Raw genomic sequence first — 14,418 nt, 5'->3', positions numbered from 1 at the left:
ATTATCGGCGGTGAATAATTGTCGTTTTAGGCTGTTAAACGCTTAACGAGTTGGTTAACAAGTAGTTCAGCCCCCATTAAGTCATCATTATCAAAACGACCAATGCTTGGACTGTCTATATCCAGCACACCGATCAATTTATCGTTAATAACAATCGGCACCACGATTTCTGAGTTACTTGCTGCATCGCAGGCTATATGGCCTGGGAAGTCATGCACATCCGTGACTAATTGTGTCTGTAATGTACTTGCAGCCGTACCGCAAACACCTCGACCAACCGGAATTCGAATACAAGCAGGTAGACCTTGGAAAGGACCCAATACTAACTCGTCATTTTCGTAAAGATAAAAACCCGCCCAATTAATATCTTCCAGCTCCATGAATAATAACGCACTTAGGTTAGCTAAGTTGGCAATTAAGTTTGTTTCTTCAGCCATTAAAGCGTCAGCTTGTTGGGCTAAACGTTGATAAAGTTGGATTTTAGACATGTGTTCCCTTTATGAATGGATAAGATGAAAATGCAAAGCATACCTTATCGATGATAATAATGTGTATCTTAGCTGATGATTATATTGTCATAAAGATCATATTGGATTTAGCGGATTCGTTAGGGCTAAAAAAGAGTGATAAGATATAGCGTAATTTACTGATAATGTGTTTACTAAATGCGAACATAGTAGCTCCTCGTTATATTTACAACTTAGTTGATACCTACTGTAGAGTATAATGATAGCGGTTACTTTACCTCTTATTTAGTATTTATCCTGTTTCATCGATTGAAGTTATAAATTCATGCATATATACCTTGTTACCCACGAGAGAGAGTTTTCGCGCCGCAGTAATACCGGCAAATTAGTTCAACAGTTTCTCCCCGATGAAACAAGTGTTGTGCCTTGGCGTCGTAAAGAACCCGATAGTCAATTGTTAACTGCGATCAAGTCCGGTCGGGTGGCAATACTTGCACCAGATGCAGAACACAAGCATGACATACATGATTTTGATGGTCTTGTGTTACTGGATAGTACATGGCAAGAAGCACGTAAGATGTATCGTCAAAGCGAGTATTTGCAAGACTTACCTAAGATAACCTTGAATGCGAAGCAAGCGTCAGAATTCGTTTTACGTGCCAATCAACTAGAAGGTGGACTAAGTACCGTCGAGTGTGTGATCGAGCTATTACGTCTGCAACAACGGAATACCGAAGCCGAGCAGCTGGTATTAGAGTTTAAGGCATTTATTCGCGCTTGTTTATAAACGCTTGTCGGTAATTCTTTGGTGTACTCTCTGTCCAACGTCGAAAGGCTTTATAAAATGCAGCTGGTGTGGCAAAGCCCAATAAATACGATATTTCACTGAAGGAAAGCTGGGTATCACGGACATAACTCAATGCCAGACCTTTTCTTGTTTTATCCATGATACCTTGATAGTTAGTATTTTCTTTGTATAAGCGGCGTCTTAACGTCCAGGCTGATGTTCCAAGCAGTGCCGCTACTTGATTGATATCGGGCATGTTACCCACCAGATTATGACTGACTTTTTCGATAACCTTCGTTTGCCAATCCTGATTTTGTTGCAGCTGTTGTAGTTCATTTTGACATAACTGCTGGGCTTGCAGATAACTACTCATACAGGCATCGGGTAATAGCGTTTTGATATGCTGACTATTCAATACTAAGCCATTAAATGTGGAGTCAAAAATAACTGCGCATTGAAAAAATGCGTGATAGCGTTCGCTGTTCTTTGGTTCTGGGTATTCAATATGCACCTCTTTGATAATATCAACAGACTGGTTTAAGTGCATGGTTCGAGAGGTCAGTAAGGTGAACCAGCTTGCCAAGACTGAATCCACCACAAAATAATTATAGGGGTTATACGGGGCAATCGAATAAAAGGTGAGTGTCGGCTCTGGCGTTGTGATAAACGTTGAATGACCTCGCACATTTTGACTTAACAAACTTTCATATTGGGCGAGTACTTGTGCCATGGTGCTAATATTAATGGCAGACATACAGGCAAATCCCAGCATACCATAATGTTGAAAGCAGACATTTTCTCCCATCAGTAAGCCCAGGTCTTCGCGCCCAGTTTGTTGCATTAACTCAAAACCTATGCGCATATATTTTGGAATAGATAAGCGGCCATGATGGGCACTGAGTTGCGCGATGGAAACATTGTATTTGGCTAAAATAGGACTGATATCGTAACTGAGCTTATTACTGGTTAGACTCATTTGCTGCAAAAAGTTAACCGAAATATCCCCTAAGCTTACTTTTGAATTTATTGTTTCCGTCATTGAATCCATATCCGTAATCACACATGCTAGTCAAAAATCAACCTTTGCTAACTAAAGATAGTTAATTGTATATCATGAGCATTGTATCCGTCGTGCTTTAACGCTACTTTTAACAAAATAAAAATAATAAACTCTGAACCAAATAGCCAAAGCAATGGGGTGAACCATGTCAGCACAAAATAATTATCCAAATTTATTAACACCACTCGATCTGGGTTTTACCCAATTGAAAAACCGCGTATTAATGGGGTCAATGCATACCGGACTTGAAGAAGTCAGCAATGGTTTTACACGTATGGCGGCTTATTTTGCCGAACGTGCAGCGGGTGGTGTAGGCTTGATTGTGACTGGCGGTATTGGACCTAACCCTGAAGGATCCGTGTTTCAAGGCGGCTCTAAAATGGATACCGTTGAAGAAGCTGAAGCGCATAAAGAAGTAACCGCAGCGGTGCATGAAGCGGGTGGTAAAATTTGTATGCAGATTTTGCATGCTGGTCGTTATGCGTATAGCAAGCAACCTGTCGCGCCATCAGCAATCCAAGCCCCAATTAACCCTGCGCGTCCACGTGCGCTAACAACGGAAGAAGTATATCAACAGGTCGCTGCGTTTGTTAACTGCGCCGGGCTTGCGCAATCTGCGAATTATGATGGTGTTGAGATCATGGGTTCGGAAGGTTATTTGATTAACCAGTTTATTGTTGAACACACCAATCAACGTGACGATGAATGGGGTGGTAGTTTCGAAAGCCGTATCCGTTTCCCCGTTGAAATTGTAAGGCAGGTACGCGAAAAGGTCGGCACCGATTTTATTATTATTTATCGTTTGTCTATGTTGGATCTGATTGAAAAAGGCAGCTCTTGGCAAGAAGTCGTGGCGCTGGCAAAAGCCATTGAGAAAGCGGGGGCTACCATCATTAATACGGGTATCGGTTGGCATGAAGCTCGTGTACCAACGATCGTGACTAAAGTACCAAGAGCGGCATTTACAAAAGTGACCGCAAAATTAAAAGGGGAAGTATCAATCCCTTTGATTACGACAAACCGCATTAACACCCCCGAAATCGCAGAGTCAGTGCTTGAGCAAGGTCATGCAGACATGGTGTCGATGGCGCGCCCATTCTTAGCCGATCCTGAGTTTGTGAATAAAGCCGCGGCAGGTAAGAGTGATGAGATCAATACTTGTATTGGCTGTAATCAAGCATGTTTAGATCATACCTTTAGTATGAAATTAACCTCTTGTTTGGTTAACCCGCGGGCTTGTCGCGAAACGGAATTAAATTATGTGAAATCACCAGTGAGCAAGCGAATTGCAGTGGTCGGTGCTGGTCCTGCTGGTTTAGCATTTGCAACCGTTGCTGCCCAGCGTGGACACAAGGTAACTATTTTTGATGATAAGTCTGAGCTGGGTGGACAGTTTAATGTTGCTAAGCAAGTACCTGGTAAAGAAGAGTTTTATGAGACATTACGTTACTTTACTACGATGGCGACAAAGCTTGGCGTAGAAATTATGTTGAATAAGCGTGTTTCAGCGGATGAGCTTATCGCTAACGGTTTTGATGATGTGGTATTAGCGACCGGCATTGCGCCACGTACACCGGCTATTGAGGGTATTGGCCATAATAAAGTATTGTCTTACCTTGATGTGTTACGAGATAAAAAATCGGTAGGGAGTAAGGTTGCCATTATTGGCGCTGGTGGTATTGGTTTTGATGTCGCGGAATACCTTACTCATGATCACCAGTCAACAGCGCCAACAGCCAGTCAGGATATTGATACCTTTATGCGTGAATGGGGCGTTGATTTAACGATGCAAAATCGCGGTGGTTTAATGGCTGCTGAAAAATCGGCGGCGGCACGTGACATTTATTTATTACAACGCAAAGCCAGCAAGGTTGGTGCTGGATTAGGTAAGACCTCTGGTTGGGTTCATAGAGCTGGCCTCGCGAGTAAGAAGGTGGTCATGATGAACAGTGTTGAGTATGTTAAAGTTGATGACCAAGGTTTGCATATTCAGGTTGCTGGTGAACCTCTGGTATTGAATGTTGATAATATTATTGTATGTGCTGGGCAAGACCCATTACGAGAGCTAGAAGCGCAGTTAGTAGCCGCTAAGCAGCAAGTTCACTTGATTGGTGGCGCTGATGTGGCTGCTGAGTTAGATGCTAAGCGTGCGATAAAGCAAGGTTCTGAGTTAGCTGCAACAATTTAAAGTGAATAAATAAGGTTTATATTTATACAAAATTCAGCGGTTCCTATCCGTTGAGTTTTATTTTTGCAGGATAAAATGGCTGTTATATATGATAAATGATAAAAAATAGAATGAATTAACCAAATATGAGTGCCATAGTTAAAATTTGTTCTACTCTTTGAAATGGAATTTAACTTTTATGATGAGTGTAACAATGCCTAAAAAACTCTGTTATTTATTAGAACTGCCAGATTCTAAGGTGACATTCAGTGTCTTACTCATGGCCGATAACGTTTGCTTGTCTGTTGCAGGTATTGATGAGTGTTATGCCATTGAGCGCCTCATGATAGTTGAAAATCCGAGTGCGCAATTACAAGGTTATTATATTTGTGATTATGCAACACCCGTCTGGTCCCTCGAAGACCTATCATTGCAGGATATCGGTTTGCTTTCTGCTAACTTTGGTTTGTTAATTGAACATGAATATAATGATATTTACGCGATGGAAGCACATCACGTCATTGATTCTGAAAAATATCAGTCAATTAAAACCTGATTTATAATTGAAATTTCACATTTATTTGTTCTTAATCGTGCTATAACAGAGTGTACTCAGCGAGATTAGCTGTCTGTGATGTGAAGAGGGAATGATGGCAAAACTGAAAAATGAAAAGAAATTATTTAAAGCTGCGATCGCATTAGGTACTCAGTATCTACAGCAACGCGGTAGTACATTTACAACGACAGATCCAGAAGACGTTAAAGCGCAATATATCTATAAAGCCTTAGTGTTTGATAAACTGATGCAGCCTCTGGCTAAAGATCAAGAAACGACTCTCAATATTAAACATAAATTAGCCATTTGGATATCTCGAAAATTACCGGCTGACCACCCTTTACTTACCAGCGAATAATTAGGTGATGCTGGGCTGAATACGTTATATTACGTGTTCAGCCCATTTTTATTGGTGCCTAATGACGTTGTAAGAATAACGTCGCGGCTTTAATACCTGCACTATAATCGCCTTCGAGTGTGTTAACTTGACGTGTTAACGTGGGGGTTTGCAGTTCTTCATCAGGCGCTATTTCGATAATATTAATCCCTGCTGGTGGATTGCGCATGAATTCGCAAGTACTGTTGTATTCTTTGCTGTAATTACCAAGTAATTTGGTGAGTATTGTATCGTGTCTAACCCAGAACGTAAGTAGGCGTTCTAAAACGGATAGTTTTTCTACCCAACGTCGGGTTCTGGTCCTGATCACAATAATATTATTGGCACCTAAGTCGACCGCTTTCTTTACTGGTATAGGATCTACTAAGCCACCATCAATGTGGATGTCATCCCCAAGTTTTACTCCGGGGCGAAAAACGATAGGTAGCGCGCATGACGCGATGATTTGTTGGAACCATTGACTGGGTTCAGCTATTTGATAACTTGCTTTACCTTTTGATCTATCACAACTGGTGATGACAAATGGACGTGAGTTTAGTCGACGTTTCGCTTTGTTTAGGTCTATTGGATCATGCAATACTAATAAATCATGTAATTCTCTAAGCTCCATGGCATTTCCGCCTTTTAAAAAGCGGGTCCAATTGACAAACGTCGTTGATTTAGCCAGATGATTAATGAGTCTAACTGAATATTTTTTTTGTCCAGCAATATACGCTGAGAGATTCAGCGTCCCTGCTGAACTACCAATAAACAGATCAAAGGGGTCATAACCTTGTTCTAAAAAGGTATCTAAGACTCCTGCGGTAAATACGCTACGCATACCTCCACCTTCTACAACAAGTGCTGTTTTTATCATAGCAACCTCGATATATTGCGCTTGCTTTAACAAGCCTAGAGTAAATACCAATATTTGGTAGTACTGTGTTATTTGATAAATATTTGTATCGTTGATAAGTATTGAGCAGTACTGTGACAGCTAAATTAAGCAAGGATGATGATACGATGACAAAAACTAGAATGGCGAGACTAATAATGAGGAGCTGCGTGGTTAATAACCCATGAAAAAGTGCTAATAACCACGTATTATTGAATAATCGAATTATTTTGAATTAATGAAAGCTAGTGCATCATTGAGCGTTTGTTGTGGGATCTCTTCCATCGGTACATGACCTGCGTTTGGATAAGTAATTAATCTGGACCCCGGTATGTTTTGCAACCATTGCTCGCTGAGTTTTTGTGGCACCCAAATGTCCTTGTTACCCCACATTAATAAAGTCGGAGCTGTGATGGTAGCGAAGTCTAATGGCGCTTTTTGGCTATTTTTTTCATCTAGCATTGCAATCGTATTGGCATAAGCTTGTTTCGCTCCAGGACGCAAAGAGAGATGAATATAACGGTCCATATTCTCTTTGGTGATTAGGTCTTTATTACCGTATACGTCCTTGACTCCCATTGCGATAATGAAGGGAGGAAATACATTTGCTGCCAATGTATTGATACCGGGTAGACTCGCAAAACTTAAAATAAATGGCAGATCTTGTGGCGCGCCTGCAGGATCGATTAGGATAAGCTTTTTAATTTTATCTGGGTAGTTAGCTGCATAATGAGCTGAAATATAACCGCCGAGAGAATTACCGACCAGAATAAAATCATCAAGTTTCAATTGGGTAATAAATTGCTCAAAAGATGAATGTAATAGTGCTTCAGAAAAGTCATCTGGATTTTCTGGACCACCAGTTAAACCAAATCCTGGCATATCAAGGCTGATGATCCGGTACTTATCCACTAAGCCTTTATTCCATTCTTTCCATGTATGTAATGATGATAGAATACCGTGTATTAATACAATCGGCTGACCATTCGGGTTGCCTTCGTCACGGTAATGGATACGCATTCCATTTACATCCATCCATTGTGACTGTTCGTTGGTGTACAAGGCATTGAGATTTTCTATTGGCATTTCACCTAGCCCCCACACGTTACTCACACTTGGGCTGGCGGCGACAGCCTGCTGCATACTGGAACAGCCTGCTAAGCTAAGGCTTGCGGTAACGGTTAAGGCCACTGCTAGCGGTAATATTTTAGGTCGTTTAAATTTTATCATCATTACTGTTTCATCCTTGAAATTTGGGTTTCTTGTGCAAAAAAATGAACAAAGTGATTAATCATAAACGAGTTTATTTTAAACTAATGCCTAATTTGATGACTTAGTGTCATTATGTAATATTTGATCAGTAAATGGTGAGTCCCAACATCATGGTGATGTAACGTAGTGTCGTCATTTTAAATAAAAAAGGCCCCGTACTTGTAACAAGTACGGGGCCTTTTTTTACTTAATTTTCTACTCAATAATGTAGCGCGTTAACACTACTATTTAGTTGAAATTAAGTTATTTAGCTAGAGATTCAGTCAGGTTAGGACGGATCTTAGCAAGCATATCTTTAAGTACGCGTGGTGATGCAGCAACTGAGTTACCAGATTTGAAGAAATCATGGCCGCCAGCGAAATCAGTTACGATTGCGCCTGATTCAGTGGCAATTAAGTTACCTGCTGCAGTTTCCCAAGGTTTTTGACCCATGCTCCATAAACCGTCGATACGACCAGCTGCTAGGTAAGCAAGGTTAAGTGCTGGGCAACCAGCTGCACGGATATCAGAACATTCAGAGAATAATGCACCAAAGATGTTTAGGTAAGTATCTTGCTGGTGCTTCATGTTGTGTGGGAAGCTAGTAGCAAGAACAGTGCCTGATAAATCTTTAGCAGAGCCAGCACGTAAACGGTAACCGTTTAATTGTGCGCCTTTACCACGACAAGCTGAGAAGATTTCATCACCGATAGCATCAAAGATAACAGCAACTTCAGCTTTACCTTTAACGTGTAAAGCGATAGATACAGCGAAATGTGGAATACCTTTAACAAAGTTAGTCGTACCGTTTAGTGGGTCAATGATCCACTGGTAGTCTGTATCTGTACCAGTTGTAGCACCGCTTTCTTTTGCGATGATAGTATGCTCTGGGTAGGCTTTTTTAATTGTAGCGATAATAGCTGCTTCAGCTTCTTTGTCTACGTTAGTCACAAAATCATTTGTGCCTTTTTGCTCTACTTTAGTCTTGCTTGGGTCACCATAAGCTTTTACGATTACATTACCTGCGTCACGCGCAGCACGGTTCGCGATTGTTAGCATCGGATGCATACTATTACCACCAAATTTTTGAAAGAACGGGAATTAGGGCGCGGATTATACCCAACTTTGTTAAAATGTTCAAAAGTTATTTCGTCTTATTTTATTAATGCCATTTTACCTGATTTTAGTATCGAATGGTGGCAATAAATACATACATTATAGATCATCTATGTATTCAAGGGACTTAATCCGCTTTTGTTCTGATAGATCAAAAAGTGAGTCTCTTAGATCGCGAATGTGAGTGTCTTTATTTAAATTATGAGTATCGCTTAGGATATCTCTTCGCTGGGCTAAATAGGCATTTATTTTGTTATCGAGTTCAGTTTCCTGATGTTCAAACTCTGTCATTCTTACCGCAACTTCAGCCCCTCCCAATGCTTCATAAGCAAGGTATCGCTGTTGTTCATTGTCATAGTTTGCTATTTGATTTAGTTCAGATGTCACAAGATCATCTTGATAAACTCGACTAATTTCTTCTGGGAAGTTGGACAACTCTTCTTTAAGGAGGTAGAAATAGTCTTCTTGAGATACTGCAATAGATTTTAAATAGAGTTTTTTGATGGTGACTTGCCGATGTAAATTCTCGTTATTAAAAAGTAACTTTTGCTCTGCTGTGCTAAATAGGGCTAATTGTTTATCCCGTAATTCACTATCAAAACGTTCTAAATCATCAATATTCGGGTCTTGGTTTACATCTATCGAAAGTAAAGATTGTTTATATAGCAGAAAGCGTTCGAATAAATCATAATCTGCTGTGCTATATCGTTCAGGATTATTTGTGATGAATCTTTTGACGTTCGCTTTTAATTGTTCAATATCCATTTCTGTTTCATCAAAACCAGATAGAAAATAGTCAAACATACCTCGTAATGATGTTTGATCAATTTCAGTGTCTTGTTGAGATGATACTTGAATCGGTGAGCTATCGACGCGGACGGCTAATGGCATCGTGTTTTCATGTTTGATCACTACTTCTGTAGTCTTATTATTTTTGACTATTACTGCTGAATGAGTGGCTAACTTAATAGCCTTTACTGCCTGTTTATTTATCGGTTTATCATTCAATGCTAGATAGGCTACACTAGCAGCCGCTGCGATAACTGTGATTACTAGTGTAGCCTTTTTCATTCTATAAACCTTGTAGTTTTAAGCGGTTTGCATGTTGACGGTACAAACTTGGAACAGAGAGGAATAATGCTGTATGGCCAAGCACCTGATTAATTTCATCAACATGGTTCATTCGATAAGTACCAATCACTTTACCTAAGTGAGTGCTACAAACGCCGACCATGCCATCATTGTCTTCACCACCCAACCATGACGAACCAAAAGCGAGTAAACTTATAGCCTTTAGCGGTACGTCAATTAGCGCATCTTTAGGACTTGTTACTAATCTGTCTCCAGTCCAAGAATAATAGTACACTTTGTGCTGTACATCATTCACTGTACTTATTACTACTGGGTCACCTTGACCACATGCTGTGGTTGGCACACCTGCTGGGTATTTTTTATTAAACGCAAGCGATTGATGCGTCGTTAATGCTTTTAAAGCGCCTACTGGGTCAACTGGAAGTGCTGAACCGTTTGATAAAAATTGCGCTATTTTTGATATGTAGCCGATAATAGTTGCACCAGCAGTATTAATCAAAGTGCCATCAGGCGCTACGGTATAGAATAAATCAGCGACTTTAGAGCCCTTGTTAACACCACCAATACTTGTAACTGAAGCCACGAGTTCTGGCGCTACTGACGCAACATAGCGAGACGTTGGACCGCCATGGCTGTGTCCGATAAGATTCACTTTACTCGCGCCACTCAGAGCTAAAAATTGTTTAACTTGTTTTAAAAGCTGCTCGCCTCTAATTTCGGTTGTATTGGTTGAAGATATTTGTGCGGTAAAAACGGTGGCACCATCTTGTCTTAGCTTTTGCGCTATTTTGTAGAAATAGTCATAACCTTGAATATCATCAAAGCCTAAAAAACCATGCACGAGTACAATTGGATATTTGGTTTCTGTATAATTTGTAGCATTTGCATAATTGAGAAATGTTGTCGATAGCATTATTGCGATCATCATTAATCGTTTCATTTTTCCATCCTTAGGTTAACTTTAGTTGCATGAAATCGTTGAGGTTTATTATTGTCGGACAGGGTGTCATATTCAATAATGGTTATGTAAAAAAGAGATGTAAGTCAAAGTAAAAGTAAAAATAGATGAGAATAAGCAGGGGAGGTATTGATATTGAAAGAAGATATACCTTGTTTACTGTGATAGAATCCGCGACCAGTAAATTAACAACTCCAATAATAGTCTAACCATTGTTTTAAACTCGTCGTTTAAATGGCCTTTTTTCTATTATGCATCTTTTTAGGTATTCATTAATTATGTTAGCAAACGTAAAAGTTGTATTAGTCGGTACATCTCATCCTGGTAATATTGGTTCAGCTGCTCGTGCAATGAAAACAATGGGCTTCACGCAATTGGTATTAGTTGCACCTTTATGTGAGATTGATGAAAAATCAGTAGCATTAGCTGCAGGTGCCGCAGATGTATTAGAAAATGCAATCATTGTCGATACCTTAGAAGAAGCAGTAACAGATTGTGGTCTTGTCATTGGTACAAGTGCGCGTTCACGTACGCTGCAATGGCCAATGCTTGATTCGCGTGAAGCGGGTTTAAAGCTAATTGAAGAAGTACCTAATTACCCTGTTGCATTAGTGTTTGGTCGTGAGCGTATTGGCTTGACCAATGATGAGCTACAAAAATGTACTTATCATGTATGTGTTTCTGCAAACCCTGAATACAGCTCATTAAATTTAGCTATGGCAGTACAGATTTTAACGTACGAAACACGTATGGCATATCTTGCTACCAACACCTATCCAGAGCAAGATAACCCGTATCCAAAGCAAGCTGAACTGGAAATGTTCCACACTCACCTTGAAGAAACATTGTGGGATACTGGTTTTATTAATAAAGCCCACCCAGGGATCGTGATGAATCGTTTACGTCGATTGTTTACACGTGCTCGCCCTGAAGCGGTTGAGTTAAATATTTTACGTGGTGCATTGGTATCTATTCAGCGTAATTTAAAAAAATAATTTGGCATCGCCGAACAGCTTATCATGGCATCAAGCATATACCTGAGTAAATTAGTCAGGTATATACTTGACCATTTAAGTCGGGTATGTAACCATAAGTGTAAATAACAGTTTTAGAGGTTGCTATGCGATTGACATCGAAAGGACGTTACGCCGTTACAGCTATGATTGATCTTGCATTGCACGCAGAAATGAAACCTGTACCACTGGCTGAAATATCTGAACGACAAAGTATTTCCCTGTCGTATTTGGAACAGTTATTCTCTCGATTACGTCGGAAGAAACTGGTAGCAAGTGCAAGAGGACCCGGTGGTGGCTATATGTTAGGCATGTTACCTGGGCTGATTTCTGTCGGCATGATTATTGAAGCCGTTGATGAGAATGTAAAAGCGACTAGGTGTGATTCTTCGGGTGGTTGTCATGATGGAAAACGCTGTTTAACGCATTCACTTTGGGATGATTTAAGTGAACGGATTAGTGATTTTCTTGATAACATATCGCTTGCTGATTTGATGGCAAATAATGAGATAAAGCAGATTGTCAACGAACAAGATCATGACCGTCAAATGTTAAATAAAATTGATGTAAATATTATTTGATAATTGTTTAATAAAAACATAATAGAATTATAATTATAAGTATGAACACTGTTAGCGTTTAACGGTGTTGTATGGAGCAATGACTAAATGAAAAAACCTATTTATTTGGATTATTCTGCCACTACGCCTGTAGATCCACGTGTAGCAGAAAAAATGATGCAATGCTTAACTATGGACGGCATTTTTGGTAACCCTGCGTCTCGTTCACACCGTTTCGGCTGGCAAGCTGAAGAAGCAGTAGACATTGCTCGTAATCAAATTGCAGATTTAGTAAATGCAGACCCACGAGAAGTTGTAATTACTTCGGGCGCAACTGAATCAAACAATCTTGCGATTAAAGGTGCTGCGCATTTTTATAACAAGAAAGGCAAGCATATCATCACAAGTAAAATTGAGCATAAAGCTGTGCTGGATACTTGTCGCCAGCTTGAGCGTGAAGGATACGAAGTAACTTATTTAGACCCAACACCTGAAGGTCTAATTACGGTTGAAACCCTTGAAGCTGCAATCCGTGAAGATACAATCATTGTTAGTATCATGCACGTGAATAACGAAATCGGTGCGATTAATGATATTGCTGCATTGGGTGAACTTTGTCGTTCTAAGAAAGTCTTATTCCATGTAGATGCTGCGCAAAGCGCGGGCAAATTACCAATCGATTTCTCTGAACTAAAAGTAGATATGTTATCGGTATCGGCACATAAAATTTATGGTCCTAAAGGTATTGGTGCATTATACGTTCAACGTAAACCGCGTATCCGCCTAGAAGCACAAATGCACGGTGGAGGCCATGAACGTGGTATGCGTAGTGGTACATTACCAACTCACCAAATCGTGGGTATGGGTGAAGCTTTCCGCATTGCTAAAGAAGAAATGCAAAAAGATAATGACCATGCTGAAGCATTACGTAAACGTTTCTGGGCAGGTATCGCAGGTATCGAAGAAGTATATCTAAATGGTCATGCTGAACAACGTATCGTAAGTAACTTGAACGTAAGCTTCAACTTTGTTGAAGGTGAGTCATTAATGATGGCACTGAAAGATCTTGCTGTTTCTTCAGGCTCTGCTTGTACATCAGCAAGTCTAGAACCGTCTTATGTACTGCGTGCATTAGGCCTAAACGATGAAATGGCACACAGCTCAATTCGTTTCTCATTCGGCCGTTTTACGACTGAAGAAGAAGTGGATTATGCAACCAGCATCATTGAAGAAAACATCAGTAAACTTCGTGAAATGTCACCTCTATGGGAGATGTTTAAAGATGGTATCGATTTAAGCACTATCGAGTGGGATCACCACTAATCGTTCACCCTTGTTTCACGAAGATTTATATTTAGTTTGAAGGAGTTATATCATGGCTTATAGCGAAAAAGTAATCGACCATTATGAAAACCCACGTAACGTAGGTTCATTTGATAAAAATGATCCATCTATCGCAACAGGTATGGTAGGCGCACCAGCGTGTGGCGACGTAATGAAGTTACAACTTAAAATTAATGATGACGGCATTATCGAAGATGCTAAATTTAAAACTTATGGTTGTGGTTCAGCTATCGCATCAAGCTCACTTGTTACCGAATGGGTAAAAGGCAAGAGCATTGAGCAAGCAGGCGAAATCACCAATATGACTATTGCTGAAGAGCTAGAATTACCACCAGTGAAAATTCACTGTTCAATTCTTGCTGAAGATGCAATTAAAGCTGCAATTGATGATTACAAAAAGAAAAAAGTGTCTTAGGAGCTTAATATGGCAGTTACCTTATCTGACTCTGCTGCAGCGCGTGTTGCTAGCTACCTTGATAAACGTGGTAAAGGTGCCGGTTTACGCCTAGGTGTGAAAACATCTGGTTGCTCTGGCTTAGCTTATGTCCTTGAGTTTGTTGACGCTATTGACGAGAACGACGAAGTTTTTGTTGAAAAAGGCGTTACCGTTATCGTGGATAAAAAAAGCCTCGTTTATCTTGACGGGATCGAGTTAGATTTCGTTAAAGAAGGCCTTAATGAAGGGTTTGAATTTAACAATCCCAACCTGAAAGGCGAATGCGGCTGCGGTGAAAGCTTCAGCGTATAATATTGATAAACCCAAATAACCTCGTTAT

Annotated in this window: 16 protein-coding genes; 9 read left to right on the top strand and 7 right to left on the bottom strand. The window is 40.1% G+C overall.

From position 1 onward, the window contains the following. Positions 1-26: 26 nt before the first annotated feature. Positions 27-488, bottom strand: coding sequence for a GAF domain-containing protein (locus HWV03_RS18780; protein WP_211677325.1), 462 nt, complete (start codon positions 486-488; stop codon positions 27-29). A gap of 304 nt (positions 489-792) precedes the next feature. On the opposite strand from HWV03_RS18780, the gene HWV03_RS18775 reads away from it, so the two are divergent. After that, complete coding sequence (locus HWV03_RS18775; protein ID WP_211677323.1) at positions 793-1,254, top strand: tRNA-uridine aminocarboxypropyltransferase; 462 nt, start codon at positions 793-795, stop codon at positions 1,252-1,254. Here HWV03_RS18775 and HWV03_RS18770 read toward each other — a convergent pair. Next, positions 1,235-2,293 carry an AraC family transcriptional regulator gene (locus tag HWV03_RS18770; RefSeq protein WP_211677321.1) on the bottom strand — a complete coding sequence of 353 codons (1,059 nt, stop codon included), beginning with the start codon at positions 2,291-2,293 and terminating at the stop codon, positions 1,235-1,237. The two genes, HWV03_RS18775 and HWV03_RS18770, sit on opposite strands and share 20 nt — an antisense overlap. 166 nt (positions 2,294-2,459) lie before the next feature. Here HWV03_RS18770 and HWV03_RS18765 point away from each other — a divergent pair, with 166 nt between their 5' ends. The 3 genes from HWV03_RS18765 (at position 2,460) to HWV03_RS18755 (ending at position 5,395) form a co-directional block, all read left to right on the top strand. Further along, the gene (locus HWV03_RS18765; RefSeq protein WP_211677319.1) at positions 2,460-4,502 is read left to right on the top strand and encodes an NADPH-dependent 2,4-dienoyl-CoA reductase; all 2,043 of its coding nucleotides are present in this window, start codon (positions 2,460-2,462) and stop codon (positions 4,500-4,502) included. Between the two features lie 178 nt (positions 4,503-4,680). Then, positions 4,681-5,037: a hypothetical protein gene (locus HWV03_RS18760; protein WP_244536255.1), complete on the top strand. Its 357-nt coding sequence runs from the start codon at positions 4,681-4,683 to the stop codon at positions 5,035-5,037. A 94-nt stretch (positions 5,038-5,131) separates the two neighbouring features. Further along, positions 5,132-5,395, top strand: coding sequence for a DUF5062 family protein (locus tag HWV03_RS18755; protein WP_045109117.1), 264 nt, complete (start codon positions 5,132-5,134; stop codon positions 5,393-5,395). Between the two features lie 58 nt (positions 5,396-5,453). On the opposite strand, the gene HWV03_RS18750 is transcribed toward HWV03_RS18755, so the two are convergent. The 5 genes from HWV03_RS18750 to HWV03_RS18730 form a co-directional block, all read right to left on the bottom strand. Further along, positions 5,454-6,290, bottom strand: coding sequence for a patatin-like phospholipase family protein (locus HWV03_RS18750; RefSeq protein ID WP_211677317.1), 837 nt, complete (start codon positions 6,288-6,290; stop codon positions 5,454-5,456). A gap of 243 nt (positions 6,291-6,533) precedes the next feature. Beyond that, on the bottom strand, positions 6,534-7,541 hold the full coding sequence (locus HWV03_RS18745) for an alpha/beta fold hydrolase (RefSeq protein WP_255546919.1): 1,008 nt from the start codon (positions 7,539-7,541) through the stop codon (positions 6,534-6,536). Between the two features lie 282 nt (positions 7,542-7,823). Beyond that, positions 7,824-8,627, bottom strand: coding sequence for an inositol-1-monophosphatase (suhB, locus tag HWV03_RS18740; RefSeq protein WP_211677315.1), 804 nt, complete (start codon positions 8,625-8,627; stop codon positions 7,824-7,826). A gap of 147 nt (positions 8,628-8,774) precedes the next feature. Continuing rightward, positions 8,775-9,746 (bottom strand): lipase secretion chaperone, encoded by a 972-nt coding sequence (locus HWV03_RS18735; RefSeq protein ID WP_211677313.1) that lies wholly within the window; start codon positions 9,744-9,746, stop codon positions 8,775-8,777. A 1-nt stretch (position 9,747) separates the two neighbouring features. Beyond that, entirely contained in the window at positions 9,748-10,707 is a 960-nt protein-coding gene (locus HWV03_RS18730; RefSeq protein ID WP_211677311.1) for an esterase/lipase family protein, read from the bottom strand. A gap of 296 nt (positions 10,708-11,003) precedes the next feature. On the opposite strand from HWV03_RS18730, the gene trmJ reads away from it, so the two are divergent. The 5 genes from trmJ (at position 11,004) to iscA (ending at position 14,390) form a co-directional block, all read left to right on the top strand. Beyond that, positions 11,004-11,720, top strand: coding sequence for a tRNA (cytosine(32)/uridine(32)-2'-O)-methyltransferase TrmJ (gene trmJ, locus HWV03_RS18725; protein WP_045109122.1), 717 nt, complete (start codon positions 11,004-11,006; stop codon positions 11,718-11,720). Between the two features lie 125 nt (positions 11,721-11,845). After that, entirely contained in the window at positions 11,846-12,319 is a 474-nt protein-coding gene (locus tag HWV03_RS18720) for a Fe-S cluster assembly transcription factor (RefSeq protein ID WP_211677309.1), read from the top strand. A gap of 87 nt (positions 12,320-12,406) precedes the next feature. Continuing rightward, positions 12,407-13,621: an IscS subfamily cysteine desulfurase gene (locus HWV03_RS18715; protein WP_211677307.1), complete on the top strand. Its 1,215-nt coding sequence runs from the start codon at positions 12,407-12,409 to the stop codon at positions 13,619-13,621. Positions 13,622-13,673: 52 nt separating this feature from the next. After that, complete coding sequence (gene iscU / locus HWV03_RS18710; protein ID WP_211672949.1) at positions 13,674-14,057, top strand: Fe-S cluster assembly scaffold IscU; 384 nt, start codon at positions 13,674-13,676, stop codon at positions 14,055-14,057. 9 nt (positions 14,058-14,066) lie between these two features. Then, complete coding sequence (gene iscA, locus HWV03_RS18705; protein WP_045109126.1) at positions 14,067-14,390, top strand: iron-sulfur cluster assembly protein IscA; 324 nt, start codon at positions 14,067-14,069, stop codon at positions 14,388-14,390. The last annotated feature ends 28 nt before the right edge of the window (positions 14,391-14,418 follow it).

It is taken from the genome of Moritella sp. 36 (genome assembly GCF_018219415.1).
GTDB lineage: Bacteria > Pseudomonadota > Gammaproteobacteria > Enterobacterales > Moritellaceae > Moritella.
The sequence above is the reverse complement of the archived record's forward strand: the minus strand, read 5'-3'. Positions and strand labels throughout refer to the sequence as shown.